This is a genomic window from Phaeobacter sp. HF9A, from assembly GCF_011806385.1.
Taxonomy (GTDB): domain Bacteria; phylum Pseudomonadota; class Alphaproteobacteria; order Rhodobacterales; family Rhodobacteraceae; genus Epibacterium.
This window is the reverse complement of record NZ_JAATOX010000019.1, coordinates 1-25739: the sequence shown is the minus strand read 5'-3', so window position 1 is coordinate 25739 and position 25739 is coordinate 1. Positions and strand designations below refer to the sequence as shown.

Here is a 25739-nt window from a genome sequence, read left to right as displayed (position 1 = left end):
TGGATGCTTGATCTCACCGGGCGAGGGGGCTAGACGCGTGCCATGCCGATCCTTCTGATCCTTTTGCTGTTTGGCACGCTGGGCTATCTGTACTGGCGTCGCAAGACCACCACGCTCACCCGCAATTGCCGCTGGCGCGCGGATCGTCGGGTCGGAGGCTGGCACTGCGCCTTTTGTGGCGCGCGGGATGCGGGCGAGGGCAGCCCGATCCATTGTCTGCGCGGGCAGGGCGAAGGGTCCTGACGCCGACAAGCGTGCCTGCGTCATGCGCAAAAGAAATATCTCCCATGCAGAAATTGACCCTTGATCGACTCAGGGTTTTGCCCGATATGCGCGTTCTAGACGCCAACGCACGCGCCTCTGTCGAAAGGGTTCAGATCCCTAGGGTTACGTAGCGACGGTAACGTCTCTGATGGAACTGAGCGGTCATATATGGCCGGGTCTTTTGGAGATGACCATGAATGCAAATGTGCTCGGGCAAATCGCCCGCGATGACGCGAGTCTTGCCCCCCGCCACCTCGCCTATATTGCCAATACGCGCTTTGATCAGCCGACGCTGGTGATCGACAGCGCCGCCGTGGCGCGCCAGTATCTGGCGCTGTCGCGCGGGTTGGGCCGGGCCAAGATCCACTATGCGGTCAAGGCCAACCCGGCGCCGGAGATCCTGCGCCGTCTGGTGGCGCTGGGGTCGAATTTCGATGCCGCCAGCCGCGCCGAGATCGAGATGTGCCGTGCCGCCGGGGCCTCTGCCGCGCGGATCACCTTTGGCAACACCATCAAACGCCCGGCCGATATCGTCTATGCTTACGATCTGGGCATTCGCCATTTTGCCGCCGATGCGGAAGAAGAGCTGGAAAAGCTGGCCGAGCATGCGCCCGGTGCCCATGTTTGCCTGCGGGTTCTGGTGGAGCCCACCGGCGCCGACTGGCCGCTCAGCCGCAAGTTCGGCAGCGCGCCGGAGATGGCGATCAGCCTGATGGCACGCTGCACCGCGCTGGGGCTGGTGCCGCATGGGCTGTCCTTCCATGTCGGCTCGCAAACCCGCGATCCGGCCATGTGGGACGGGGTGCTGGATCAGGTGGCCGGGATCTGGCAATCCGCCCAGGCCGCGGGCCATGCACTGAAGCTTTTGAACATCGGTGGCGGTTTTCCCGCCAGCTATGGCAGCGAGGTGATGGGCGCAGAGGCCTATGCCGCCGCCGTTATGGCGCGGGTTGATGCGCGCTTTGGCAGTGATGTCGAGGTGATGGCGGAGCCGGGCCGGGGTCTGGTGGCCGAGGCCGGTGCCATTGCCGCCGAGGTGCTGCTGGTGTCGCGCAAACATGACAGCGACCTGCACCGCTGGGTCTATCTGGACATCGGCAAATTCTCCGGTCTGGCCGAAACCATGGATGAGGCGATCCGCTACAAGATCACCACGGAGCGTGACCACGAGCCGACCGGCGCTTGCGTTCTGGCTGGCCCCTCCTGCGACAGCGTTGATGTGCTTTATGAAAAGCAGCCGGTGCAATTGCCGCTTGGCCTTCGGGCCGGGGATCGCGTGGTGATCCATTCCTGCGGAGCCTATACCTCCACCTATGCCACGGTCGGGTTCAACGGCTTCCCGCCGCTGGATGTCGTGGTGATCTGATCTGTTGTGATCCGGGGCCGGCCAAAGGCGCGGCCCCGGATCATTTCAGGGTCAGGCTGATGCGCGGAACGCGTCAAATCGGTGCGCTGAGCCTTCGCCCGGGGGGCTGCGGAACGCGCGCGCCTCTTTTCATTTGAAATGTGTAGGATAGATTGCACCCAACAGGGAGCCTATCCAGAGATGACATCAACCAAGACTTTTCCGATCCCCGCCGACGCAGAGGCGCGCCGCGCCATCAAGCCGGTCATTTGCTATCCGCCTGAAACGCTGCCGCGGCCGGATCTGGCGCTGTATCAGGCGGCACGGGAGGGGGCCACGAAGGTCGCCGAGGTTCTCGTGCCGGCGCGCGAGGCCGCCGTGTTCGAGGCCGAGGCCGGGCAATTTTTCCGCATCTCCTCGGTTGAGGGGCCGCAGGTGGGCGACCTTAACCTCTGGAATCGAAACGACATTTCCGAACGATTCTTTTCCGGCAAGACGCGGGCGCTGCATGGCACCCATGTCAGCACCGGAGAGCGGCTCTGGTCGAACCTGCCGTATCTGCGCCCGATGGCGACGATCCTGGCCGACACGCTGGAGTGGTACGGCATCGACGCCTATGGCGGCTCGGTGCATGATGTGATCGGCACCCGCTGCGACCCTTATACCGGGGCGCTGCTGCAAGGCGGGCACTACCATCACTGCTGCCATTCCAACCTGACCCGGGCGCTGGCGGATCATCTGAATATCCCGCTGATTGAGGCAGAGCCACATGTGCATGACGTGCTGAATGTCTTCATGTGCACCGGCTTTACCCGCGACACGGGGCAGTATTTCATGAAGGCAAGCCCGGTGCGCCCCGGCGATTATCTGGAGTTTTTTGCCGAGATCGACATCCTGGGCGCGCTGAGCGCCTGCCCGGGGGGCGATTGCTCGACCGAGCATTCCAGCGACACCGCCGCCTGCTATCCGCTCCGGGTCGAGGTCTTTGCCCCGGCGGAGGGCGCGCTGGCGGGCTGGCAGAGCCCGGCGCGCAATGGCTATGACGGCAGCCACGGGCGCTGAGCGCGCAAGGCTCGCAGCAAAAAGGGCCACCCGAGGGCGGCCCTTTTCAATGTCACTTGGCATGCCTGGTGAGTGGCGCAGGCAGCGGCCAAATCAGGCAAACGCGGCGGTGAGGGCGATTTCCACCATCTCACCAAAGCTGCGTTCGCGGTCTTCCGAGGGCAGCGCCTCGCCGGTTTGCAGGTGATCTGACACCGTCAGAACCGCCAGCGCCCGCCGCCCGTAACGGGCCGCCAGCGTATAAAGCTCTGCCGCTTCCATCTCCACGCCCAGAACACCGTGACGCACCATCTGTTCGTTCAGATCGGGGCGCTCGTCATAGAAGGTGTCGGAGGAGTAGATCCCACCCACATGCGGGGTGAGGCCCTGGGCCTCGGCGGCGGCAACGGCGTTGCGCAACAGCGTCCAGTCCGCGGTTGGGGCAAAGTTCAACTCTTTAAAGATGCTGTGGGAGGGCGTGCTGACGCTGGTGGCGGTCATTGCGATAATAACATCGCGGACCTTTACCTGAGGCTGCATGCCGCCACAGGATCCGATACGGATCAGGGTTTGGGCGTCGAAGTCGCGGATCAGCTCGTTGGCATAGATCGACAGCGAGGGCATGCCCATGCCGCTGCCCTGGATCGAGACCCGGTGCCCCTTCCATGTGCCGGTAAACCCGAGCATGCCACGCACCTCATTGACGAGGCGCACATCGCTCAGGAATGTTTCTGCGGCCCATTTCGCACGATAAGGATCGCCCGGCATCAGGACGGTTTCGGCGAAATCGCCTTTTTTTGCTCCAATATGAACTGTCACTTATTGTCGTCCCAGTTCAGATTTCGAGGTCGGAAATATCAACGCCCCGGCTGAGCGCGGCGTGAACCCAATGCGGTTTCCGGCCACGGCCTGTCCACGTTTCGTCAGGATTTTCGGGGTTGCGATATTTCGCGACGGCTTTGCTTTTGCGCGCGCCGCCTTTGGCGGGGGATGTCAGGACCTCATCCAGAGAGAACCCAAATTCGGCAGCCGCTTGTTCGACGGCTTTCAGGGCTGCATTGCGTTCACGTTGCTCGGCATCTTTCAGTGCCTTTTCAACGTCTTTCTGAAGCTGAAGCAGCTCTTTTCGGGACATTTCAGTCAAGTCGATGGACATTGTTTACTCCATAGGAAAATAGCCACGGATGATAATTCCGGGCTAGGCTTCCTATTAGACCGAATTCCAGATGCTATTCAGCATCTAATTGCGTGTTTTTCGAATTTCGGCGAAAAACAGCGCGAAATTTTACGTTTTCGCGTTTGTTTTTGCGAGTTCGACGATGTCCATCATGATTGAATTCAGCTCAAAGTTTTTTGGTGTATAGACGCGTGCAACACCTAGGTTGAGTAATTTCTCTGCGTCGTCATCGGGAATAATGCCACCGACCACAACCGGCACATCCGAAAGCCCGGCGTCGCGCAAACGCGTCATCGTGTCCTCGACCAGCGGCAAATGGCTGCCGGAGAGGATCGAAAGACCGACAACATGGGCCTCGTCCTGACGCGCAGAGGCGACAAGTTCCTCGGGCGTGAGGCGGATGCCGTCATAGGTGATGTCCATGCCGCAGTCGCGGGCGCGAAAGGCGATTTGCTCGGCACCGTTGGAATGGCCGTCCAGACCGGGCTTGCCGACCACGAATTTCAACCGGCGGCCCAGCTGGTCGGAGACCGCATTCACTGCCTCGCGCAGATGCTCCAGCCCCTCGGTCTTGTTGGAGGGGGAGGCAGAGACGCCGGTGGGGCCGCGATAGGTGCCATAGGCCTTGCGCATCTCTTCGGCCCATTCGCCGGTGGTCACCCCGGCCCTGGCGGCGCGGATTGAGGCGGGCATGATGTTGTCGCCATTGCGGGCCGCCTCGCGCAGGGCGTCCAGCGCTGCGGTGACCTCTGCGGTGTCGCGGCTGCTGCGCCAGGCGTTGAGCCGGGAGATTTGCTCGGCCTCCACCGCCGGGTCCACGGTCATGATGCCGCCATCCTCGGTTTGCAGCGGAGAGGGCTCTCCCTCGGTCCATTTGTTGACGCCCACCACCACGGTCTCGCCCGCTTCGATGCGGTTCAGGCGCTCGGCGTTGGACTCCACCAGCCGCGATTTCATATATTCGATCGAGGCCACGGCGCCGCCCATGCCGTCCAGTGTTGCGAGCTCCGCCCGCGCACCGGCCTTCAGCGCCTCGACCTTGCCGTCCACCACCGGGTTGCCGTCAAAGAGGTCGCCGTATTCCAGAAGGTCCGTCTCATAGGCCAGGATCTGCTGCATCCGCATCGACCATTGCTGGTCCCAGGGGCGGGGCAGGCCGAGCGCCTCGTTCCAGGCGGGCAGCTGCACCGCGCGGGCGCGGGCGTTTTTCGAGAGGGTCACGGCGAGCATCTCGATCAGGATGCGATAGACGTTGTTTTCCGGCTGCTGTTCGGTGAGGCCAAGCGAGTTCACCTGCACGCCGTAGCGAAAGCGACGGAACTTGGGATCCTCGACGCCATAGCGGTCGCGGCAGATCTCGTCCCAAAGCTCGACAAAGGCGCGCATTTTGCACATCTCGGTGACAAAGCGGATGCCCGCGTTCACAAAGAAGGAAATGCGCCCCACCATGGCCGGGAAATCCTCCGCCGGAACGCGGGGTTGCAGCTCGTCCAGGACCGCCTGCGCGGTGGCGAGCGCAAAGGCCAGCTCCTGCTCCGGCGTCGCCCCCGCCTCTTGCAGGTGGTAGGAGCAGACGTTCATCGGGTTCCATTTCGGCACGTTGTGATAGCAGTACTCGGCCACATCCGCGATCATCTTGAGGCTCGGCGCGGGCGGGCAGACATAGGTGCCCCGGCTGAGGTATTCCTTGATCAGATCATTCTGCACGGTGCCTTGCAGCGCTTTGATGTCGGCGCCCTGTTCCTCGGCCACGGCAATATACAGGCTCAGCAGCCAGGGGGCGGTGGCGTTGATGGTCATCGAGGTGTTCATCTGGTCCAGCGGGATCTGGTCAAACAGCGCCCGCATGTCGCCCAGGTGGCAGACCGGCACGCCAACCTTGCCAACCTCGCCCCGCGCCAGCTGGTGATCGCTGTCATAGCCGGTCTGGGTCGGCAGGTCGAACGCCACCGAGAGGCCGGTCTGCCCTTTGGCGAGATTGGCCCGATAGAGCGCGTTGGAGGCGCTGGCGGTGGAATGGCCCGCATAGGTGCGGATCAGCCAGGGGCGGTCTTTGGGGCGATCTTGCTGCGCTTGCGACATGGCGGACCTCGTGTGCTGTGCGTGGGTAATTATATTTCCTCAGCTGTGTATAAACTGGAATTTTGAAACCTTGTCAATTCGCCGCGTTGCGGCAATTTCCCGGCTGTGACCTTTGCAGGTGCAGAAGCCGCCCGCTTGTGCTTGTCATGGCAGGGGGGCTCGGTAACAGTGCGGCTATGACGCAGACCGTGGAATTACCGATTTGGGCCTTTGTGTTGATCCTGCTGTTTGCGGCGGTCACCTTTGCCTCGCATTTTCTGTTTCCCTCGGTGCGCTGGTTTTTTCGCCGCCGGCTGGAACGCGCGGTGGCGCGGGTGAACGAGCGGCTGGAACGCCCGATCGAGCCGTTTAAACTGGCACGGCGCTACGATATGATTCAGCGGCTGATTTACGATCCGCAGGTGGCGCAGGCAGTTTCGGATCATGCGGCGGCCAGGGGCATTCCTGAAAACGTCGCCTTTGAAGAGGCCCGCCGCTATGCCCGCGAAATCGTGCCCTCCTTTTCCGCCTTCACCTATTTCAGCTTTGCCATCCGGGCGGCGCGGTTTTTGTCCAATGCCATCTACAATGTGCGATTGGGCAGCTATGACGAAGGGCTGCTGAAGGCGATCGACAAGGATTCCACGGTGGTTTTTGTGATGAATCACCGCAGCAATATGGATTACGTGCTGGTGACCTATCTGGTCGCGAAACGCTCGGCGCTGTCTTATGCGGTGGGGGAATGGGCGCGGGTCTGGCCATTAAGCCGCCTGATCCGGGCCATGGGCGCCTATTTCATCCGCCGCAAATCGCAAAACGAACTCTATCGCAAAGTGCTGGCGGCCTATGTGCGGCTGGCGACGCGGGCAGGGGTGACGCAGGCGATGTTCCCCGAAGGCGGGCTGAGCCTGACCGGCGGGTTGATGCCGCCAAAACACGGGCTGCTGAAATATATCCTCGAAGGCAGCAGTGAGATGGGCAAGGACGTGGTCTTTGTGCCGGTGGCGCTGAATTATGACCGGGTGCTGGAGGACAAGGTCCTGACCAAGGCCGCCCGCAGCGGCACGCGGCGGTTTCGGGCGCGCATCGGATCGGTCATGCTGCGGCTGGTCTGGCAGTTCTGGCGCTGGATCACCGGGCGCTATCAGCGGGCGGGCGCGGCGGCGGTGAGCTTTGGCAGACCGCTGGCGCTGAGCGAGCTGGCGGCGGAACCGGGCCGCGATCCGGCGCGCGAGCTGGCGCGCGAATTGATGTCCCGCATTGGCGAGGTGGTGCCGGTGCTGCCGGTGCCGCTGGTGAGCTATATCCTGATCCAGCGCGGCGCCATGAGCCAGACCGCGCTGGTGCATGCGGTGGCCGAGGTCACGGCGCTGATGCCGCTGGCGCAGATCCACATGCCCGCGCATTCGCATGAATTCGTGGTCCAGAGCGCGGTGCAGCAGATGCGCCGCCGGGGGCTGATCCGCAGCAGCGGCGCGCAGATCATCCCCGAGCGCAGCCAGATGGATATGCTGCATTTCTACGCCAATTCCATCGCCCATCTGGTGCCCGCCGCGCTGGAGCCACCCGATCCCGGAGAGAGCAGCGCGGAAATTTCTGCGGGCGCATAGGCGTTTCTGCGCTCGCGAGGTTATAAAATTTCAAAATCATCACGAATGGGGTTGCAATGTTACCCGCTCATTCTTACCCATAAGGGGAGGACGCGATTCTGCGTCGCAGAATTTCACGTCATCGGGACATGAATCCCGGAGTATGAGACCAGGGGAGACCGGCATGGCTTTGGATACGCAGGACGGCATCATGAGCTACGACGCACCGCAGAAAGATCTGTATGAAATGGGGGAAATCCCCCCGATGGGCTATGTGCCGCAAAAGATGTACGCCTGGGCCATCCGCAAGGAGCGCCACGGCGAGCCGGACACCGCAATGCAGCAGGAAGTGGTCGATGTGCCGAGCATCGACAGCAACGAGGTGCTGGTTCTGGTGATGGCGGCGGGCGTGAACTACAACGGCGTCTGGGCCGCGCTGGGCCAGCCCATCAGCCCCTTTGACGGCCACAAGGCCCCCTATCACATCGCCGGGTCGGATGCGGCGGGGATTGTCTGGGCGGTGGGCGACAAGGTCACCCGCTGGAAGGTCGGCGACGAGGTGGTGATCCACTGCAATCAGGACGATGGCGACGACGAGGAATGCAACGGCGGCGATCCGATGTTCTCCACCAGCCAGCGGATCTGGGGCTATGAGACGCCGGATGGCTCCTTCAGCCAATTCACCCGGGTGCAGAGCCAGCAGCTGATGCCGCGCCCGAAGCATCTGACCTGGGAGGAAAGCGCCTGCTATACGCTGACGCTGGCCACCGCCTATCGGATGCTCTTCGGCCACGAGCCGCATGATCTGAAACCGGGCCAGAACGTGCTGGTCTGGGGCGCCTCCGGCGGGCTTGGCTCCTACGCGATCCAGCTGATCAACACGGCGGGCGCCAATGCCATCGGGGTGATCTCGGACGAGAGCAAGCGCGAGTTTGTGATGTCGCTGGGCGCCAAGGGCGTTCTGAACCGGCGCGATTTCAATTGCTGGGGTCAGCTGCCCACCGTGAACACGCCGGAATATGCCGATTGGTTCAAAGAGGCGCGCAAATTCGGCAAGGCGATCTGGGAGATCACCGGCAAGGGCAACAACGTCGATATGGTGTTTGAACACCCCGGCGAGGCAACCTTTCCCGTCTCCACCTTCGTGGTGAAAAAGGGCGGCATGGTGGTGATCTGCGCCGGCACCTCCGGCTTCAACTGCACCTTTGACGTGCGCTATATGTGGATGCACCAGAAACGCCTGCAAGGCTCGCATTTCGCGCATCTGAAACAGGCTTCGGCCGCCAACAAGCTGATGGTGGAGCGCCGTCTCGATCCCTGCATGTCGGAGGTCTTCTCCTGGGCGGAACTGCCCCAGGCGCATATGAAGATGCTGCGCAACGAACATAAGCCGGGCAATATGTCGGTGCTGGTTCAGGCGCCGCGCACCGGGCTGCGCACGCTGGAAGAAGTCGTGAACGGCTAATGTTTTATGCTGGTTTTGCGGGGAGATCCCGCGTCCGAGGCCCGGCTGCGCAGCAGCCGGGCTTTATTATCAAAATGACAGCTTCTATCTGGTCAGAGGCCAGTCTGCTGGTCTAAAACAGGAGTCACATCGGATTCGGCGGCCCTGCGGGGGGCAGGGGCGTCAGCCGTGTTTCTTATGTGTTTGGGTGAGGTCCTGTGGGGGAAGCGAGTCCTGTTTCGGATTGACAGAGAAGGTGCATGCCATTGCACATCATTCACCCCGCTCCGGCCCGCAGATGGTGGCCCGGCGCGTCAATCCGGTGGGGCAGAGGCCCGGGTGGTGTGCGATAAGGGCGAAAAACGCTGCGATTGGCGCGGCGGTCCTGTTGCTTTTTTCGCGGATTTACCGCACGTCAGCATGTGATGGTGAGTGGTTGGTAATGGTGAAACGTCAGACCCTGAATGCGATGCTCGAAGCGATCGAGGCGGCGAGTAACCTTGAAGAAATCAGGGAGTTGATGACGCGGTTCCGGGACCTTTTGGACCTTGGCCATGTGTCCTATCGCTGGGTGGACCGCTCCGATAGCATCTGTGGTTTCACCACATTGCCGCTGGCCTGGCAGGATCGCTATATCGCGATGCGCTATCATCGGATCGACCCGGTGGTGATCGCCTGCTACACCGCCTTTCACCCCGTGGACTGGCGCGACCTGGATTGGTCCACGCGGCTGGCCGCGGCGTTTCGCAAGGACAGTCTGGCGCATGGGATGGGCGCGCAGGGCTATAGCATCCCGGTGCGGGGGCCTGCGGGGCAATATGCGGTGTTCACCATCACCAAGAACTGCGACGGCCCCGCCTGGGATAAATTCGCCCGCAAGAACAGCCGCGATCTGATCCTGCTGGCCCACTACGTGAACCGGCGCGCGCTTGATTTTGAAATGAACTATTACCCGGCGCCGGAACAGCCCCTTTCGATGCGCGAGAACGAGGCGCTGAGCCTCTTGGCCGAAGGGCACAGCCGCGCCCGGGCGGCAGAGGCGCTGGAGATTTCCGAACATACGCTGCGGGTCTATATCGAAGGCGCGCGCCACAAGTTGCAGGCGCAGAACACCACCCATGCGGTGGCCAAGGCGATCGCGCTGGGGCTGATCGCGGTCTGATCGCAGAGCGGCGTTGCCCCCCCTGACCCTGGCGCTTGGGCGGGGCGCGTATCAATCCCACTGGTGCCGGCCCGCGGGCGGTTGTAGGGTCGCGCCATGACAGAAACACCCGCCCTTCAATTCTCCGACGATCAGGCGCAAGCCTTTGATGCCCTGACAGAACAGCTGCGCAAGGCTGGCGTCGATCTGGGCGAAGACCTGCTGCATCCGCCGCGCGGCGAGACCGGCGTTTCCGCCGTGATCGGTAAGGCGGGATCGGGCAAGACCCTGCTTTTGGCCGAGTTCTACAAGGCGCTGGCGGCGGCGGGGGTGGAGGTTGTCTCCGGCGATTACGAGAGCCGCAAGAAGGGCGACAAGCGCACCCTGGCGATTCTGGCACCGACCAACAAGGCCGCCAGCGTGCTGCGCCTGCGCGGGGTGCCCGCCACCACCATTCACCGCATTCTTTATACCCCGGTGTATGATCCGGAATACGAGCGCATCGCCGAATGGCTGGCGGGCGAGGGAGAGCGGCCCGATATTGACGGGCTGACGGACGAGGCGCTGGCGCGCGCGGCGGCGTTTTACGAAAAGAACAAATCCATCCCCGGCGCAATGGCGGCGGCGGGGCTGCGCGGGTCAGATTTCATCACCGGCTGGAAACGGCGCGAAGAGCCTTTGGACATCGGTTTTGTCGATGAGGCCTCGATGCTGGACAACCGCCAGTTCGAGGACCTGAAGGAGATCTTTCCGACGCTGGTGCTGTTTGGCGATCCGGCGCAGCTGGCGCCGGTCAACCAGTCCGGCTCGATGGTGTTTGACGATCTGCCCGAGGAGCGCCAGCTGATCCTTAACCGCATTCACCGGCAGGAGGCGGACAATCCGATCCTCGATCTGGCGCATGCCCTGGCGGATCCGCAGCTGGGGTTTGACGATTTCGAACGGATGGTCGAAGACAAGGCCCGCCAGGACGAGCGGGTGGTCTGGGGCCAGCGGGTGGAGGTCGACCTGATGGCGCGCTCGCCGGTGCTGGTCTGGCGCAACAACACCCGCATCCGGCTGATCAACGCCTTTCGCGCGGTGCATGGCGCGCCGGAGGATCAGCTTTTGGAGGGCGAGCCGCTGATTTGCGACGGGCTGGAGTTGCCGCTGAAACACCGCAAGAAACGGCTGGACCTGGAGGCGCGGGGCCTCATCAAGGGCGCGCAGGTGATCTACCTCGGCCCCGGTCGCAAGCCCGGGTTCTCGCGGCTGCATGTGATGGGCGCCGAAGATCCGCAGATCTCGGCCGCCTCGATCGTGAAGATCGAAAAACCCGATGAGGAAGAGCCGTTTATCCCCTTTGCCGCCCGCATGGGGGCGACCTTTCTGCATGGCGCGGCGGTGACGATCCACAAGGCGCAGGGCAGCCAGTGGGACACCACGCAGGTCTTTGCTCCCGACATCTATGCCGCCGCGCGGATGGGGCGGGGGGAAGCGGGGCAGCCCTTGTGGAAACGGCTGGCCTATGTGGCGATCACCCGCGCCCAGGAACGGCTGATCTGGGTGGTGCGCAACCGGCTGGCCAAACCCACTGGCCCCTTGCGGGTGGATGACCTGCGCCAGGTTGCGGCGCCGACCCTGACATTGGAAACCCAGGAGGCGGAGGCAAGCCCATGACACGATCCATCCTGATCACCGGCGCCAGTTCCGGTATCGGCCAGGCGGTGGCGGAGCTCTTCCTCGCGCAGGGCTGGACGGTCGGCCTGTTGGCACGGCGCGCGGATCGGCTGGCGGAAATCGCTGCCGGGCATCGCCGTGCCATCGTGCTGGCTGCCGATGTGACCGACCCCGAGGCGGTGGAGGCCGGTTTTGACCGCTTCTGCACGGAGGCCGGACATCTGGACGTGCTGTTTAACAATGCGGGCATTTTCACCCCGCCGGGGTTGATTGACGAGATCCCGCTGTCAGACTGGCTCGCCTCTGTGAATGTCAACCTCACCGGCATGTTCCTCTGCGCCCGGGCGGCGTTTTCGCGGATGCGGCATCAGCAGCCGATGGGCGGGCGGATCATCAACAATGGCTCGATCGCCGCCCATGTCCCACGCCCCGAAAGCACGCCCTATGCCACGACCAAATCTGCGATCACCGGGCTGACCAAATCGCTGTCACTGGATGGCCGCGCCTTCAATATCGCCTGTGGTCAGATCGACATCGGCAATGCCCGCACCCCGATGGTGGACGGGCTGGCGCAGCGCCATGCGGAGCTGAACCCCGAAGCGCCGCCGATGGAAGCCTTTGACGTGGCCGACGCGGCGCGGTCGGTCTTGCATATGGCGGATCTGCCGCTGGAGGCGAATGTGCAGTTCATGACGGTGATGGCAACGCGCATGCCCTATATCGGCCGGGGCTGAAGAGGCCATCGAGGGGGCGCGCGAAGGCCGGGGGTGCTCCCGCCCATTTGCCCTGCGCCTGACGGCACCTGGCCTCTGGTTGGGCCGGGCGCCGCGCGCGGGCGCGCGGCGCGGTCACACCCGGGATCAGCGGTCGCGCAAGAGCTGGAACCCTGCCGCAGCGCCCCATCCGGCGATGGCGGCGATCAACAGCGCCAGCACGCCATAAAGCGCCGGCTGTTCGCGCGAGAGGTTGAACAGGAAACGCTCCATCCCGACCTTGTTGACCGCGATCACCGTTTCATAATGCGACACCACCTTGCCCGCGCGGGTCAGGAAAATGCGGGTCTTATACTCGCCCTCGATCAGATCCGCGGGCATGCTGAGTGCGGTGCGGAACAGGGTTTGCTGATCCAGCGCCACGGTGTTTTCCCGCAGGCTGTAAAACCCGTTTTCCTCGCGGATGCGCATCAGCGCCGCGGTAAAGCGCTCGGCGCCTTCGATTTCGGAGCCAACGGAGCGGATCGCGCGGCGAATCGAGACCTTGTGGCGCAGATCTTCGGTGTCGCTCATCGCTTGGGAAAACGGCGCGCTGGTGGCGACGGCGTAAAAGCTGGGCGCGGAATCGACCGCGACGCTTTCGGTATTGATCCAGATCCCCATATTGCGGGTCTTGTGACGCACCATCACCGGCTCGTCGGGGCCGGAGACGGTCACCACCACTTCCAGCGGGGCGGTTGCGGGGATCGGGGCTTCGCGCTTGACGGCGCCAAAGATCAGGATTTCGGAGCCGTCAAAGGTGGCGGTGATCGCCACCCGATCCTGGCTCAGGCCAAGCACGATTTCCTCCGCCGGGGCCAGGGTGGCCCAGAACAGCGAACAGATCGACAGCAGGACAGCGCGCATCAGGGGCATTACTTGGCCTCCCGCAACGGGCTGAGGGAATAGAGCTCGGAAGGTTCCAGCAGCAGATCCAGCGCCAGTTTGGCGCAGACCAGAATGACCAGCAGGGCCAGCAGGATGCGCAGCTGCTCGGCCCGCAGCAGGGCGCCGATACGGGTGCCGAATTGCGCCCCCACCACGCCGCCCAGCAACAGCAGCACGGCCAGCACGATATCGACGGTCTGGTTGGTGATCGCATGCATCATGGTGGTGGCGCCGGTCACCAGGATGATCTGAAACAGCGAGGTCCCGACCACCACTTTGGTCGGCATGCCCAGAAGGTAGATCATCGCCGGAACCATGATGAAACCGCCGCCAACCCCCATGATGGCGGTCAGCATGCCGACAAAGGCCCCCACGAGAATGGGCGGCAGCACCGAGATATAGAGCCCGGAGGTGCGAAAGCGCATCTTGAACGGCAGGGCATGGATCCAGCTGCGTTGCTTGCGCGCGGCCGGTGCGCCACGTTTGGATTTGCGCAGGGCGTTGAGGCTCTCGATGAACATCAGCCCGCCGACGATGCCGAGGAAGACCACATAGCACAGGGTCACGAAGAGATCGACCTGCCCCAGCGATTTCAAGTAGTTGAAGATCACGATCCCCAGGGTGGCACCAACCAGCCCGCCCGCCTGCAAGATCATGCCCATCTTCAGATCCACCGTGCGGCGGCGCAGATGCGCCAGCACACCAGAGACCGAGGAGGCCACGATCTGATTGGCGCCGGTGGCGACCGCGACCGAGGGCGGAATGCCGATAAAGAACAACAAGGGCGTCAGCAAAAAGCCACCGCCCACCCCGAACATGCCCGACAGCACGCCCACCATGCCGCCGAGTCCGAGAACGAGAAAAGCGTTTACGGCGACTTCGGCGATGGGAAGATAGATATACATATGCTTGGGGCGTCTTTTATGGGCCAGTGAAGCACTGAAAATTTTGACCACGCGACATCCGCGGGGCGGGGTTTCATCAACTGTAGAGCAGACCGGTCGCGAAAGCGACAGCAGGCGAATGAAAAACGCCCTTGCGCTCGGATCTGAGGCAAGGGCGCTACAGGGGGCGAGGGGGCTCGCCCGCGGAACAGGAGGGTTAAGGGCTCAACGCTCCTTGACGTAGGGTTGCCCACCGGCGCGCGGTGGGATGGCGCGGCCGACAAAACCGGCCAGGATCACCACGGTCAGGATATAGGGCAGCGCGTCCATCACCTGCACCGGAATGGTGAAACCACCCAGCTGGATGCTCTGGAACCTGAGCGCGACCGCCTGAAGCAGACCGAACAGCAGACAGGCCCCCAGCGCGTGCCAGGGCCGCCATTTGGCGAAGATCAGCGCCGCCAGCGCGATATAGCCGCGCCCGGAGGTCATCTCCTTGACAAAACCCGCTTGCAGGCCGGTCGCCAGATAGGCCCCCGCGATACCGCAGAGCAGACCGCAGATGGCAATCGCCGCAAAGCGCAGCCGCACCACGGAGATCCCCGCCGTGTCCACCGCTGCCGGGTTTTCCCCCACCGCGCGCAGGCGCAGGCCAAAGCGGGTGCGGAACAGCACCCACCAGGTCAGCGGCACGGCGAGGAAGGAGACATAGACCAGGATGGAATGGCCGGAGATCAGCTCGGAATAGAGCTGCTGCACCACATTGGCATTGGCGATCAGCTCGCTGAGCGGACGGCCCGCGGCCTCGGCGTCGGTCGGGCCGATGGCAAAGGGCAGCTCGATGCCGTTGAAGCGGCCCTGTGTCAGCAGCGACGGCGTGCGCCCGCCCTGCTGGAACCAGCTCTCGGCGATCAGAACCGTCAGGCCCGAGGCCAGGAAGTTCAGCGCCACGCCAGAGATGAGCTGATTGCCGCGAAAGGTGATCGAGGCCAGCCCGTGCAGGGCCGAGAGCGCCAGCGAGGCGGCGATGCCCGCCAGAAGGCCAAGCCAGACATTGCCGGTGATGGCGGCGATCGCAGCGGAGAAAAACGCCGCCATCAGCATCTTGCCCTCAAGGCCGATGTCGAAAATGCCGGCGCGCTCAGAAAACAATCCAGCCAGGCAGGCGAGCAACAGGGGTGTCGCCATGCGCACGGTGCTGTCGAGCACCTGGATCAGGGTCAGGAAATCCATCAGGCGTTCTCCTTCCGCAGGGCAATGAAGATCTTCTCGATCGGCATGCGCACCATGTTGTCCAGCGCACCGGTGAACAGGATCACCAGGGCCTGAATGACCACGATCAGTTCAGAGGGGATATTGGTCCAAAGCGCCAGCTCCGCCCCGCCCTGATAAAGAAAGCCAAAAAGGATCGCCGCAAGGAAGACGCCAAAGGGGTGGTTGCGGCCCATCAGGGCCACCGCGATGCCGATAAAGCCCGCGCCCTCGGTGGCGTTGAGCACCAGCCGTTCGGCCTCGCCCATGACGTTATTGGTCGCCATCAAGCCGCAGAGCGCGCCGGAAATCAGCATGGTCACCATGATGGTGCGCACCGGCGAAATGCCCGCATAAACCGCGCCGCGCTCGGATTTGCCCAGGGCGCGGATCTCGTGGCCCAGCGGCGTGTGCCAGATCAGGCCCCAGACCACCACACAGGCGGCAAGACCGACAAAGAGCGTCACATTGGCGGGGGCGGATTTGGAGAACTCGATGCCGATCGGCGCCAGGATCTCGTGCAGCGAGGGCAGCTGCGCCGCCTCCTGGAATTTCGCGGTGGAGGGATCCATCGCGCCCTTGGGTTTCAGCGCATTGACCAGCATGTAGTTCAGAACCGCCGCAGCGATGAAGTTGAACATGATGGTGGTGATCACGATATGGCTGCCGCGTTTGGCTTGCAGATAGGCCGGGATCGCCGCCCAGGCCGCACCAAAGAGCCCAGCCCCCAGACCGGCGACCAGCAAGGCGATCGACCAATGCGGGAAGGGGATATAAAGGCAGACGATCGCCAGCCCGAGGCCGCCGATCATCGCCTGCCCCTCGCCGCCGATGTTGAAGAGCCCGGCATGGGCGGCCACCGCCACCGCAAGCCCGGTGAACAGGAAGTTGGTGGCATAATAGAGCGTATAGCCCCAGCCATAGGTGGACCCCAGCGCGCCTTTCACCATGAGAGAGAGCGCCTCGGTCGGGCTTTCGCCGATGAAGAGGATCACAAGGGCGGAGATAATCGCGGCCAGAAGCAGGCTGATCACCGGGATCAGCACCACATCGGCCCATTTAGGCATCTTTTCCATTTACGCGGCCTCCCCCGCGACGCCGGCCATCAGGAGGCCGAGTTCTTTTTCATCGGTCTGATCTGCGGCGCGTTCGCCCATGATCTTGCCGTCAAACATCACTGCAACCCGGTCGCTGAGCGACAGGATCTCTTCCAGCTCTACCGACACCAGCAGGATCGCCTTGCCCTGATCGCGCAGGGCGACAATCTGCTGGTGGATAAATTCGATGGCGCCGATATCCACGCCGCGGGTCGGCTGGCCGATCAACAGCAGGTCGGGGTTGCGCTCGATCTCGCGGGCGACAACGATTTTCTGCTGGTTGCCGCCAGAGAAATTCTTGGCGGCGAGCATGGGATTGGGGGGGCGGACGTCGAATTTTTCCATCTTGGCGGCGGTATCCGCGCGCAGGGCGGCGTTGTCCAGCAACAGGCCCTTTTTGTATTCGGCTTCCCGGTGATAGCCAAAGCCGACGTTTTCCCAGGCGTCGAAATCCATGATCAGACCTTCGCGCTGGCGATCCTCGGGCACATGGGCAATGCCCGCATGGCGCCGTGACCGTGCATCCGATCCGGCCCCCGAAAGCGGCAGCGGCTGGCCATTGATGCGGATCGTGCCGGTGCCGGGGCGCATGCCGCCCAGAACCTCCAGCAGTTCCGACTGACCATTGCCCGCAACCCCGGCAATGCCGAGAATCTCGCCCGCGCGCACGGTTAGGTCGATGTCCTTGACGCGCTGCACCCCGGCCTCGTCCACCACCGAGAGCTTCTCGATCTCCAGGATCGGCTTGCCCGGTGTGGCGGGGGTTTTATCCACCCGCAACAACACCTTACGGCCCACCATCAGCTCGGCGAGCTGTTCGGGGCTGCTTTCGGAGGTCTTCACGGTGGCGTTCATCTCGCCGCGCCGCATCACCGATACGGTATCGGTATATTCCATGATTTCGCGCAGCTTATGCGTGATCAGGATGATGGTTTTGCCTTCCGAGCGCAGCCGGTCGAGGATGCGGAACAGCTGGTCCGCCTCGGCCGGGGTCAACACGCCGGTGGGCTCGTCCAAAATCAGGATCTCGGCCTTGCGATAGAGCGCCTTGAGGATTTCCACCCGCTGCTGCATGCCGACGCCGATCTCATCAATGCGCTTGTCGGGGTCCACATAGAGCTCGTATTCTTCCTCCAGCTCCTTCAGCTCCTTACGGGCGCGCGAGAGCGAGGGCATCAGCAGGCCGGAATCCTCGGCGCCAAGCACGATGTTTTCCAGCACCGTGAAGTTTTCGACCAGCTTGAAATGCTGGAACACCATGCCGATTCCGGCGGCAATGGCGGCCTGGCTGTCGGGGATCTCGGTCTTGTTGCCCTTGATCCAGATCTCGCCTTTGTCGGCTTTGTAAAATCCGTAAAGAATGCTCATCAGCGTGGATTTCCCGGCACCGTTCTCGCCGATAATGCCGTGGATCGTCCCGGGTTGGACGCTGATGGAAATGTCCTTGTTCGCCTGGACCGGGCCAAAGGCCTTGGAAATGCCTTTGAGTTCGATTGCTGGTGCCGTCATCGGGGCTCCCCTGTCACCTCATCGCCGGTTCATGCAGCTAGAGCCTGCACGTTATATTCTTGTCAAGAGAAGGACCGGGACGGGAAATACCAAACCCGGAGGGCACATGGGCGTGACCTCCGGGCCATATTCTTGCCCCCCGCTGCCGGGCAGATGCCGATGGCGACGCGGGGGGCGGGTCATGTGGATCAGAAGTTCAGAACCGGGCAGCTGTCGTCGCTGGTATAGTCGTGAACCTTGATGTCGCCCGCGATGATCTTCGCCTTCGCGTCCTCGACAGAGGCTTGCATATCGGCGCTGACCAGATCGGCGTTGTTGTCGTCCATGGCATAGCCCACACCATTGTCGGCCAGACCGAGGGTGACCTTGCCAACCTCAAGATCCTCGCCCGCGCTCATGATGTTGTAGACGGCCACGTCAACGCGTTTCAGCATCGAGGTCAGAACCTTGCCCGGGTGCAGGTGGTTCTGGTTGCTGTCCACGCCGATCGACAGGATGCCTTCGTCGGCTGCGGTTTGCAGTACGCCAACACCGGTGCCGCCAGCCGCGGCGTAGATCACATCCGCGCCCTGGGAGATCTGCGCCTTGGTCAGCTCGGAGCCCTTGACCGGGTCATTCCAGGCCGCCGGGGTGGTGCCGGTCATATTGGCAATCACGGTCGCATCCGGGTTCACCGCCTTGACGCCCTGGGCATAGCCACAGGCGAATTTGCGGATCAGCGGAACATCCATGCCACCGATGAAGCCAACGGTGCCGGATTTGGAGGCTTCCGCCGCCAGCATGCCAACAAGGAAGGAGCCTTCATGCTCGGTGAAGCTGACCACATGCACGTTCGGCGCATCGACCCAGCCGTCGATGGTGACGAATTTGGTGTCCGGGTAGTCAGCGGCCACTTCGGCCAGCGGCGCGCTCATGGCAAAACCGGTGGTGATGATCGGGTTGGCACCGGATTCGGCAAAGCGACGCAGCGCCTGCTCGCGCTGGGCCTCGGACTTCATCTCGATTTCCAGGTATTTGCCGCCGGTCTCGTCGGCCCAACGCTGCGCGCCGTTAAAGGCCGCCTCATTGAAGGATTTGTCGAACTTGCCGCCAAGGTCGAAAATCAGCGCCGGATTCGCCAGCGCGGCGCCTGCGGTCAGTGCGACGGTGGCCACCGCGCCCATGAGCGATTTCATCAGGGTCATTCACATACTCCCAGTATTCTTGTTCTGCCCCGCATGGCGGGCGTGTCCGTTCTAAAAGGTGGAGCGATTTAGCCTCTTGCGCTGGTCCGGGGTCAACCCATTATTGACCAATCGGTTCAGAAAACAGGGCTTCCGCTAGGGAAGCAGCCGTTTCATGAGCAAAGCATCCGCCGCTGCCGCCGGTGGGCGCGGATAATAGGCTTTTCGAATCCCAACAAGCCCGAATCCGCATCGGCAGTATAACGCCCGTGCGGCGGTATTGTCTTCTGCGACCTCAAGAAAAGCGTCGGTGACGCCACGGCTTGCGGCTTTTTGCATCCAGTCCTGCATCACCTGCGCGGCCAGACCCTGGCGGTGATGATCGGGATGGGTGGCAATGGTCAAAAGCTCCGCCTCTCCGGCGATCTCGCGCGCCAGGGCAAAGGCGCGGGCGTCGCCGGTGAAATAGGTGAAGCGATCCGCCAGAAGGTCGGCGATCTCGCTGGCGGACCAGGGGCGCGACGGGCTGGGCGATTGGGTAAAGGCCGCCGCGTGAGTCGCGGCCAGCGCCTCGGCGCTTGGCGGCACGGTCGCTGCGGTCTCAGTCATCGAGCAGGGCCGGGGGCTGCTCCCGCGACGGCGCCGCATCGGCCTCGCGCAGATAGAGCGGCGCGGGCGGCGGAAGGTCGGGCTGGCCCAGCCGCGTGGCGGCAACGCGCGCGATCGCCTCGGCCATGGGATAGCGGGCGGCGGCGACGGTGCCCTTGCAGCGGGCCGCGATCCCGGCGGCGGCATGGCCGAGGCAGAGCGGCGCGTCGGGCAGGGGCGGCAGGCTCTCCAGCGTGGTCAGGCAGGGCGGCTGATCATTGATCTGCACATAAAGCATCTCGCGCCGCGCATCGAGGCTGGTCACCACAGGACCCTCGGCCCCGCAGGCCAGCGCCTCCAGGCTGGAGATGCCGATGGCCGGCTTGTCGAGCCCCAGCGCCAGCCCCCGCGCCGCCGAGACAGAGATGCGGATGCCGGTGAAATTGCCCGGCCCGATTCCCACCGCCACCGCGTCGAGGTCGGCCCAGGTTGCATCGCCCGCCGCCAGCACCTCTTCGAGCAGCGGCATCAGCCGTTCGGCCTGTCCGCGCGCCATCTCTTCCTGGCGCTGGGCCAGGATCTCGTCACCGCGCAGCAAAGCGGCCGCGCAATGCGCGGCCGATGTATCAAACGCCAGGATCAGCGCCTTGGCCGGGTCTTGGTCAGACGGCAACGGGGCGGACCTCGGTCACTTCGGGGATGTAGTGGCGCAGCAGGTTCTCGATGCCCATTTTCAGGGTCAGCGTCGAGGAGGGGCAGCCCGCGCAGGCGCCCTGCATATGCAGGTAGACAACGCCGCGATCAAAACCGTGGAAGGTGATGTCGCCACCATCCTGTGCCACCGCCGGGCGCACGCGGCTGTCCAGCAATTCCTTGATCTGGTTGACGATTTCGCCATCCTCGCCGGAGTGTTCAGCGTGGCCCGAGGCCTGCTGCCCGCCCTCGTCGATGACCGGCTGGCCGGATTGGTAATGCTCCATCACCGCGCCGAGCACTGCGGGTTTGATGTGATCCCATTCGACCGCGTCATCCTTGGTGACGGTGACAAAATCATTGCCAAAGAACACTCCGGTGACGCCACCCACGGCAAAGATGCGCTGTGCCAGCGGCGATTTGCCGGCGGCCTCGGCGGAGGGGAAATCGGCGGTGCCTGCTTCCAGAACGGTCTGGCCGGGCAGGAATTTCAGGGTTGCCGGGTTCGGCGTGGATTCGGTCTGGATAAACATATCGGCTCTCCATCAGGGTCACCGGGATATGCGCCTGCGCCCCGGGCCTGTCAAGTTTTGGAATGGTTCTAAATTAGCGGCTGCGGCGCGAATTGCAAGCCTTGGCATGTTGGCCGGGACCTTCGGAGGCGCGGCTCTGCGCGGGGGCCTGATGCGGGCGGCGTGGCTGTGAGAGGGGCGGGCGGGGCCGTCAGGTGATGGCCTCCAGCTTTTCCTTGGACATGTCGCCCGGCACGATGGTGATGGGAAAGGGCAGCGATCCGGCGGTGCGGATCAGCTGGCTGACGATGGGGCCGGGGCCCTTGCGTCCGCTGGCCGCGCCCAGCACCAGCACGCCGATTTCCGGGTCACTTTCGATCTGGGCGTGGATCTCGGGCACGATCTCGCCTTCGCGCACCACCAGCTCCGGGTCAACGCCCTGACGGTCACGCATCCATTTGGCGAAGACCTCGAAATGGGCGTGGATACGCTCGCGGCTCTCTTCCCGCATGACCTCGCCGACGCCGATCCAGTGGTTGAACTCATCCGGCGGGATGATCGACAGGATCTGCACGCCGCCGTTGGTCTTGGCTGCGCGCATGGCGGCAAAGCGCATGGCGTTCAGGCATTCTCGGCTGTCGTCCAGCACCACCAGGAATTTGCGCATGGAACCCTCTGCTCTCGTGTGACGCGTATATTGGCCGATGCGATGCCTCCGCGCAATAGATCCGTGCAGGAGGCCGGTCTGGAGCGGTGGCGCGCGATCCGCTGCCCGCGCGCCCGGCGCGCCCCTAGGCGCCGGATTTGGCCCAATCCCAGTACAGCTCGCGCACCCGTTTGGTCATGGGGCCATGGGCGTAGGTGACATCGTCAAAGGCGGTGACCGGGGTGACCTTGGACAGGTTGCCGGACATGAAGACCTCATCCGCGACCTCGAAATGGGCATAACTCAGCACCGTTTCATGCACGGTGACCCCATCGGCGCGCAGGTTTTCGATATGGCGCGCACGGGTGATCCCGGCGAGGAAGGTGCCATTGGCGATCGGGGTAAAGACCTCGCCATCCTTGACCAGGAAAATATTCGCGGTCGCGGTTTCGGCCACATTGCCCATCACATCGCAGGTGAGCGTATTGCTAAAGCCCTTGGCGCGGGCTTCGCGCAGCATCCGGGCGTTGTTGGGATAAAGGCAGCCGGCCTTGGCGTTGATCACCGCAGATTCCAGCACCGGACGGCGAAAACGGGTGCGGGTGAGCGTCGCGCTGGCGTCGGCCGGTGCCATCGGGATCTCCTCCAGGCAGAGCGCGAATTGCGTTGCTTCGGGCGAGGGGGCAATCACGCTCTGGTCGCCATCGGTGGCCCAATACATCGGCCGGATATAGACGGCCGCATCGGGCGCAAACCCCTTCAGCCCTTCCAGCGCGATTTCCACCATTTGGTCGGCGGGCACGGTGGCGGCCATCATCAGCGCCTCGGCAGAGGCATTGGTGCGGGCGCAGTGCTTGTCCAGGTCGGGGGTGACGCCGTCAAACCAGCGCGCACCGTCAAACACGGTGGAGCCGAGCCAGGCGGCGTGGTCGGCGGCTTTGATGATCGGCGTGTCGCCGTCATGCCAGGTGCCGTTGAAATAGGTGCGGATGGTGCTGCCGACAGCCATGGGAAACCTCGGGTCTTGGAAAGGGCAGGATTGGATACAATCGCGACGTTAGGCGGCAGGCCGGGCAAGGTCCAGTGCCAATTTGTCCCAAGGCACCGGCACCGCGCGGTCGGGGTCCGGGAGGGGGCACTTGCGCTAACATATCGTAAAATCAAGAAAATTGCGACATCCCCGAGACTCAGCGCCCCCGATTGCGCCATGATGAGCGCAGAAAAAGGCGAGTCGCCGCGGCGGATTTCGGCCTGAACGCGAACGCGGGATCTGAACGCGAATATGGGAAAGGGGGCCGGGCTGCCTGAAATGAGCAATGTTTTGCGCGTCGGTGGGGTCTGTCGCCACGGGGGCGACGCGGCGCAGGCCACGCAGCAGCTCTTGGCTGCGGGGCAGGTGGATGTGCTGGTCTATGACTACCTGACCGAGACGAGCATGGCGATCCAGGCCCAGGCCCGGCGGCAGGATCCCAAGGCGGGTTTTTTTGTCGAGTTTCTGAATGATGCGCTGCTGCCCCATCTGAAACAGATCGCCACGCAGCGGGTGAAAGTGATCGCCAACGCGGGCGGCGCCAACCCGGAGGCCTGCGCGGCGATGGTGATGCAGGCGGTCAAACAGGCGGGGCTTGCGCTTCAGGTGGCGGCGATCAGCGGCGATGATCTGATGCCGGAGCTGGACAAGATCGCCAAACGCGCGCCGCTGGATCTGGACAGCAAGGCGGAGTTTCCCCCGGCGGAGCGGATCACCAGCCTCAACGCGCAACTCGGCGCGGCCCCGGTGGTCGCGGCGCTGGACGAGGGGGCGGATATCATCATCACCGGCTGTTGTGCGGCCAGCGCCCTGACGCTTGGGGCGGCGATGCAGCATTTCGGCTGGGAGCCGCGCGATCTTCACTATCTGGCGGGCGGCGGGCTGGCCGGACATGTGCTGGCGGGCGGCGTGCAGGCCTGCGGTGGCAATTTCACCGATTGGGAGGAGGTCGCCGGGGATATCGCCTCATTGGGGGCCCCGATCGTCGAGATCCTGGCCGATGGCAGCTTTGTGATGACCAAGCCCGAGGGCACCGGCGGGTTGGTCAGCCCCGGCACGGTGGGCGAGCAGCTTCTCGGCGGGATTGCCGAGCCCACGGCCTATGCGCTGGCGGATGTGATCTGCGATGTGACCGCCCTCCAGCTGGAGGAGATCGGCCCCGACCGGGTGCGCCTGCGCGGCGCGCGCGGCCTGCCGCCCCCGGAGCGCTACAAGATCAGCGGGACCTGGCGGGATGGGTTTCGGATCGGTCAATATCTCACCTTCTATGGGCTGGATGCGGAACAAAAGGCCGAACATTTCGCCGCTGCGGTGCTGCACCGGGCGGCAGAGGGGGTGGCGGCGCGCAAGCTCGCCCCCTTCGCCGAAACCAGCGTCGAGGTCCTGGGCGGGGAGAGCCAGTTCGGCGCCCTGCGCGCCTCTGACGTGGCGCGCGAGGTGGTGCTGAAGATCGCGGTCCGCCACCCGGAGGCCAGCGGCACCATGGTTTTTATGAAGGCGCTGATGGCGCTTGAACAGGCGGCGCCGCCCGGGCTCTGCGGTTGTGCGGGCCTGCGTCCGCGCCCGGCGCCGGTGCTGGCGTCCTTTTCCTATCTGACGCCGAAATCGGAGGTGCCACTGAGCCTGCGGATCGGCAATGCCCCGCCGCGCAAGCTGCTGGAGCCCGCCCCCAGCCTGCCCCGGGATACGGTGAAGACCGTCGCGCCGCCGGATCCGCCCAGGGCGCCAATGGCGAAGGGGCCGACGGTCTCGATGCCGCTGTCGCGGGTGGCCTTTGCGCGCAGTTGTGATCTTGGCGATATGGTTGCCCTTGGCGTCATCGCCCGCCACCCGGAGCAGCTTCCCTGGATCTGGTCCGGGCTGACCCAGCTGCATCTGCAAGAGGTCTTTGGCCATTTTATGAAAAAAGGCGCGCGGATCAGGCGCTATCCGGTGCCTGGGCTGCATGCGATGACGATCACGATTTCGGGGGCGCTGGGCGGCGGCGGTTGCCGCTCGTTGCGCAATGATCCGCAGGGCAGGGGCTTTGCGCAGCTGGTGCTGGCGGCCCCGATCCTGATGGATTGGTCCCTGCTGAGCAGCGCACGTCAATAGCACCAGAGCGGCGACCGGGCCGGGCCTGGGCGTGCGGATGCTTGCCTTTGCCGCGTCTCTTGCGCCAGAGTGGCGGCCAACGCCTGTTGGGGTCTTCGGAGCCGCACCAACGGCCACCCCGATGACAAGAAAGAGCAGAATACAGCATGTCAGAGCCCGCCCCCGCCCCGGAGGTCGCCGCAGTATGTCACGGCGTCAAGGTCCCGATGTCCCGCTTCCTGAACGAGACGCGCATCAAGCGGATCAACGAAGCCCGCTATGAAGGGCCGGAGATCGCCGGTGCCCTGCATGTGGTGGGGCCCGAGGACAGGGTGCTGGAGGTCGGCGCCGGGCTGGGGATCGTGGGCGCGGTGATCGCGCAGAATGCCAAACCGCAAAAGGTGCTGTCCTTTGAGGCCAACCCGGAGCTGATCCCGGTGATCTCTGCCCTGCATCAGATGAACGGTCTTGAGGACCGGATCGAGCTGCGCAATCAGCTGCTCTTTGCGGGCGAGGATCGCCCGGCGGATATGGAGTTCCACCTGCGCAGCAGCTTTCTCGGCTCGTCGTTGATCAACGAGAGCGGGCGGCCCTCGCGGGTGGTCAAAGTGCCGACGGTGGATCTGGCCGAGGTGGTGGCGGAGCTCGAACCGACGGTTCTGGTGATGGATATCGAGGGCGGCGAGCTGGCGCTTTTGCAGGCGATGGACCTTGCGCCCTTTCGCGCCATCGTGATCGAATTTCACCCCGAGGTCTATGAGGTCGCGGGCATGCGCGCGTGCAAGAATGTCCTGCGCGCGGCGGGGTTTCACAAGGTGCAGGAGGTCTCCACCCGCATCGTCTGGACCTGCCTGCGCGAGGGGGATGTGGCGGGCTAACCAGGCAGCACGCGCAACCGCGCCGCGCCAGCGGCGCCACCGAAGGATGCGGCC

24 protein-coding genes are annotated in these 25739 nt (G+C 63.8%); 10 read left to right on the top strand and 14 right to left on the bottom strand.

Annotation, left to right across the window (positions count from 1 at the left end):
• Positions 1-42 precede the first annotated feature (42 nt).
• The 3 genes from HCZ87_RS05650 to HCZ87_RS05640 all read left to right on the top strand — a co-directional run bounded on the left by HCZ87_RS05650 (position 43) and on the right by HCZ87_RS05640 (position 2671).
• Positions 43-243 (top strand): hypothetical protein, encoded by a 201-nt coding sequence (locus tag HCZ87_RS05650; RefSeq protein ID WP_167642797.1) that lies wholly within the window; start codon positions 43-45, stop codon positions 241-243.
• A 208-nt stretch (positions 244-451) separates the two neighbouring features.
• On the top strand, positions 452-1630 hold the full coding sequence (locus tag HCZ87_RS05645; protein ID WP_254868533.1) for a type III PLP-dependent enzyme: 1179 nt from the start codon (positions 452-454) through the stop codon (positions 1628-1630).
• A gap of 180 nt (positions 1631-1810) precedes the next feature.
• Complete coding sequence (locus HCZ87_RS05640; protein ID WP_167642795.1) at positions 1811-2671, top strand: DUF1989 domain-containing protein; 861 nt, start codon at positions 1811-1813, stop codon at positions 2669-2671.
• A gap of 93 nt (positions 2672-2764) precedes the next feature.
• On the opposite strand, the gene deoD is transcribed toward HCZ87_RS05640, so the two are convergent.
• The 3 genes from deoD to HCZ87_RS05625 all read right to left on the bottom strand — a co-directional run bounded on the left by deoD (position 2765) and on the right by HCZ87_RS05625 (position 5909).
• Entirely contained in the window at positions 2765-3469 is a 705-nt protein-coding gene (gene deoD / locus HCZ87_RS05635; RefSeq protein ID WP_167642794.1) for a purine-nucleoside phosphorylase, read from the bottom strand.
• Between the two features lie 16 nt (positions 3470-3485).
• Positions 3486-3806, bottom strand: a complete 321-nt coding sequence (locus tag HCZ87_RS05630; protein ID WP_167642793.1) for an H-NS family nucleoid-associated regulatory protein — start codon at positions 3804-3806, stop codon at positions 3486-3488.
• 129 nt (positions 3807-3935) lie between these two features.
• Positions 3936-5909, bottom strand: coding sequence for a protein meaA (locus tag HCZ87_RS05625; RefSeq protein WP_167642792.1), 1974 nt, complete (start codon positions 5907-5909; stop codon positions 3936-3938).
• Between the two features lie 176 nt (positions 5910-6085).
• On the opposite strand from HCZ87_RS05625, the gene HCZ87_RS05620 reads away from it, so the two are divergent.
• The 5 genes from HCZ87_RS05620 to HCZ87_RS05600 all read left to right on the top strand — a co-directional run bounded on the left by HCZ87_RS05620 (position 6086) and on the right by HCZ87_RS05600 (position 12455).
• Entirely contained in the window at positions 6086-7498 is a 1413-nt protein-coding gene (locus tag HCZ87_RS05620; RefSeq protein ID WP_167642791.1) for a 1-acyl-sn-glycerol-3-phosphate acyltransferase, read from the top strand.
• A gap of 163 nt (positions 7499-7661) precedes the next feature.
• Positions 7662-8942: a crotonyl-CoA carboxylase/reductase gene (gene ccrA / locus HCZ87_RS05615; RefSeq protein ID WP_167642790.1), complete on the top strand. Its 1281-nt coding sequence runs from the start codon at positions 7662-7664 to the stop codon at positions 8940-8942.
• A 421-nt stretch (positions 8943-9363) separates the two neighbouring features.
• On the top strand, positions 9364-10083 hold the full coding sequence (locus tag HCZ87_RS05610) for an autoinducer binding domain-containing protein (RefSeq protein WP_167642789.1): 720 nt from the start codon (positions 9364-9366) through the stop codon (positions 10081-10083).
• Positions 10084-10179: 96 nt separating this feature from the next.
• Entirely contained in the window at positions 10180-11721 is a 1542-nt protein-coding gene (locus HCZ87_RS05605; RefSeq protein WP_167642788.1) for an ATP-dependent RecD-like DNA helicase, read from the top strand.
• Positions 11718-12455 (top strand): SDR family oxidoreductase, encoded by a 738-nt coding sequence (locus tag HCZ87_RS05600; protein ID WP_167642787.1) that lies wholly within the window; start codon positions 11718-11720, stop codon positions 12453-12455. The genes HCZ87_RS05605 and HCZ87_RS05600 overlap by 4 nt, the downstream gene beginning before the upstream one ends.
• 126 nt (positions 12456-12581) lie before the next feature.
• On the opposite strand, the gene HCZ87_RS05595 is transcribed toward HCZ87_RS05600, so the two are convergent.
• From HCZ87_RS05595 to HCZ87_RS05545, 11 genes are all read right to left on the bottom strand, one after another.
• On the bottom strand, positions 12582-13349 hold the full coding sequence (locus HCZ87_RS05595; RefSeq protein ID WP_167642786.1) for a TIGR02186 family protein: 768 nt from the start codon (positions 13347-13349) through the stop codon (positions 12582-12584).
• Positions 13349-14266, bottom strand: coding sequence for a sulfite exporter TauE/SafE family protein (locus HCZ87_RS05590; protein WP_167642785.1), 918 nt, complete (start codon positions 14264-14266; stop codon positions 13349-13351). Before HCZ87_RS05590 ends, HCZ87_RS05595 begins: the two co-directional genes overlap by 1 nt.
• Positions 14267-14470: 204 nt before the next feature.
• Positions 14471-15478, bottom strand: a complete 1008-nt coding sequence (locus HCZ87_RS05585; RefSeq protein WP_167642784.1) for an ABC transporter permease — start codon at positions 15476-15478, stop codon at positions 14471-14473.
• Positions 15478-16572 carry an ABC transporter permease gene (locus HCZ87_RS05580; RefSeq protein ID WP_167642783.1) on the bottom strand — a complete coding sequence of 365 codons (1095 nt, stop codon included), beginning with the start codon at positions 16570-16572 and terminating at the stop codon, positions 15478-15480. The genes HCZ87_RS05585 and HCZ87_RS05580 overlap by 1 nt, the downstream gene beginning before the upstream one ends.
• A complete protein-coding gene (locus tag HCZ87_RS05575) occupies positions 16573-18102 on the bottom strand; it encodes an ABC transporter ATP-binding protein (RefSeq protein WP_167642782.1) in 1530 nt (509 codons plus the stop codon). It lies immediately after the preceding gene.
• Between the two features lie 188 nt (positions 18103-18290).
• Positions 18291-19286, bottom strand: a complete 996-nt coding sequence (locus HCZ87_RS05570; RefSeq protein ID WP_167642781.1) for a BMP family protein — start codon at positions 19284-19286, stop codon at positions 18291-18293.
• Positions 19287-19421: 135 nt separating this feature from the next.
• Positions 19422-19874, bottom strand: a complete 453-nt coding sequence (locus tag HCZ87_RS05565) for a GNAT family N-acetyltransferase (protein ID WP_167642780.1) — start codon at positions 19872-19874, stop codon at positions 19422-19424.
• Positions 19867-20526 (bottom strand): tRNA (adenosine(37)-N6)-threonylcarbamoyltransferase complex dimerization subunit type 1 TsaB, encoded by a 660-nt coding sequence (gene tsaB, locus HCZ87_RS05560; protein ID WP_254868532.1) that lies wholly within the window; start codon positions 20524-20526, stop codon positions 19867-19869. Before tsaB ends, HCZ87_RS05565 begins: the two co-directional genes overlap by 8 nt.
• Positions 20516-21079 carry a NifU family protein gene (locus HCZ87_RS05555; RefSeq protein WP_167642779.1) on the bottom strand — a complete coding sequence of 188 codons (564 nt, stop codon included), beginning with the start codon at positions 21077-21079 and terminating at the stop codon, positions 20516-20518. Before HCZ87_RS05555 ends, tsaB begins: the two co-directional genes overlap by 11 nt.
• A gap of 190 nt (positions 21080-21269) precedes the next feature.
• Positions 21270-21725, bottom strand: coding sequence for a universal stress protein (locus tag HCZ87_RS05550; protein WP_167642778.1), 456 nt, complete (start codon positions 21723-21725; stop codon positions 21270-21272).
• A 124-nt stretch (positions 21726-21849) separates the two neighbouring features.
• Entirely contained in the window at positions 21850-22713 is an 864-nt protein-coding gene (locus HCZ87_RS05545; protein WP_167642777.1) for a branched-chain amino acid aminotransferase, read from the bottom strand.
• Between the two features lie 300 nt (positions 22714-23013).
• On the opposite strand from HCZ87_RS05545, the gene HCZ87_RS05540 reads away from it, so the two are divergent.
• Positions 23014-24828, top strand: coding sequence for an acyclic terpene utilization AtuA family protein (locus HCZ87_RS05540; protein WP_167642776.1), 1815 nt, complete (start codon positions 23014-23016; stop codon positions 24826-24828).
• Positions 24829-24974: 146 nt separating this feature from the next.
• Complete coding sequence (locus HCZ87_RS05535) at positions 24975-25685, top strand: FkbM family methyltransferase (RefSeq protein WP_167642775.1); 711 nt, start codon at positions 24975-24977, stop codon at positions 25683-25685.
• Positions 25686-25739 lie beyond the last annotated feature (54 nt).

Coding starts and splice junctions, on each gene's coding strand:
- HCZ87_RS05650 (WP_167642797.1), top strand. CDS start 43: ATGCCGATCCTTCTGATCCTTTTGCTGTTTGGCACGCTGGGCTATCTG.
- HCZ87_RS05645 (WP_254868533.1), top strand. CDS start 452: ATGACCATGAATGCAAATGTGCTCGGGCAAATCGCCCGCGATGACGCG.
- HCZ87_RS05640 (WP_167642795.1), top strand. CDS start 1,811: ATGACATCAACCAAGACTTTTCCGATCCCCGCCGACGCAGAGGCGCGC.
- HCZ87_RS05630 (WP_167642793.1), bottom strand. CDS start 3,806: ATGTCCATCGACTTGACTGAAATGTCCCGAAAAGAGCTGCTTCAGCTT.
- HCZ87_RS05625 (WP_167642792.1), bottom strand. CDS start 5,909: ATGTCGCAAGCGCAGCAAGATCGCCCCAAAGACCGCCCCTGGCTGATC.
- HCZ87_RS05620 (WP_167642791.1), top strand. CDS start 6,086: ATGACGCAGACCGTGGAATTACCGATTTGGGCCTTTGTGTTGATCCTG.
- ccrA (WP_167642790.1), top strand. CDS start 7,662: ATGGCTTTGGATACGCAGGACGGCATCATGAGCTACGACGCACCGCAG.
- HCZ87_RS05610 (WP_167642789.1), top strand. CDS start 9,364: ATGGTGAAACGTCAGACCCTGAATGCGATGCTCGAAGCGATCGAGGCG.
- HCZ87_RS05605 (WP_167642788.1), top strand. CDS start 10,180: ATGACAGAAACACCCGCCCTTCAATTCTCCGACGATCAGGCGCAAGCC.
- HCZ87_RS05600 (WP_167642787.1), top strand. CDS start 11,718: ATGACACGATCCATCCTGATCACCGGCGCCAGTTCCGGTATCGGCCAG.
- HCZ87_RS05595 (WP_167642786.1), bottom strand. CDS start 13,349: ATGCCCCTGATGCGCGCTGTCCTGCTGTCGATCTGTTCGCTGTTCTGG.
- HCZ87_RS05590 (WP_167642785.1), bottom strand. CDS start 14,266: ATGTATATCTATCTTCCCATCGCCGAAGTCGCCGTAAACGCTTTTCTC.
- HCZ87_RS05585 (WP_167642784.1), bottom strand. CDS start 15,478: ATGGATTTCCTGACCCTGATCCAGGTGCTCGACAGCACCGTGCGCATG.
- HCZ87_RS05580 (WP_167642783.1), bottom strand. CDS start 16,572: ATGGAAAAGATGCCTAAATGGGCCGATGTGGTGCTGATCCCGGTGATC.
- HCZ87_RS05575 (WP_167642782.1), bottom strand. CDS start 18,102: ATGACGGCACCAGCAATCGAACTCAAAGGCATTTCCAAGGCCTTTGGC.
- HCZ87_RS05570 (WP_167642781.1), bottom strand. CDS start 19,286: ATGACCCTGATGAAATCGCTCATGGGCGCGGTGGCCACCGTCGCACTG.
- HCZ87_RS05565 (WP_167642780.1), bottom strand. CDS start 19,874: ATGACTGAGACCGCAGCGACCGTGCCGCCAAGCGCCGAGGCGCTGGCC.
- HCZ87_RS05555 (WP_167642779.1), bottom strand. CDS start 21,079: ATGTTTATCCAGACCGAATCCACGCCGAACCCGGCAACCCTGAAATTC.
- HCZ87_RS05550 (WP_167642778.1), bottom strand. CDS start 21,725: ATGCGCAAATTCCTGGTGGTGCTGGACGACAGCCGAGAATGCCTGAAC.
- HCZ87_RS05545 (WP_167642777.1), bottom strand. CDS start 22,713: ATGGCTGTCGGCAGCACCATCCGCACCTATTTCAACGGCACCTGGCAT.
- HCZ87_RS05540 (WP_167642776.1), top strand. CDS start 23,014: ATGAGCAATGTTTTGCGCGTCGGTGGGGTCTGTCGCCACGGGGGCGAC.
- HCZ87_RS05535 (WP_167642775.1), top strand. CDS start 24,975: ATGTCAGAGCCCGCCCCCGCCCCGGAGGTCGCCGCAGTATGTCACGGC.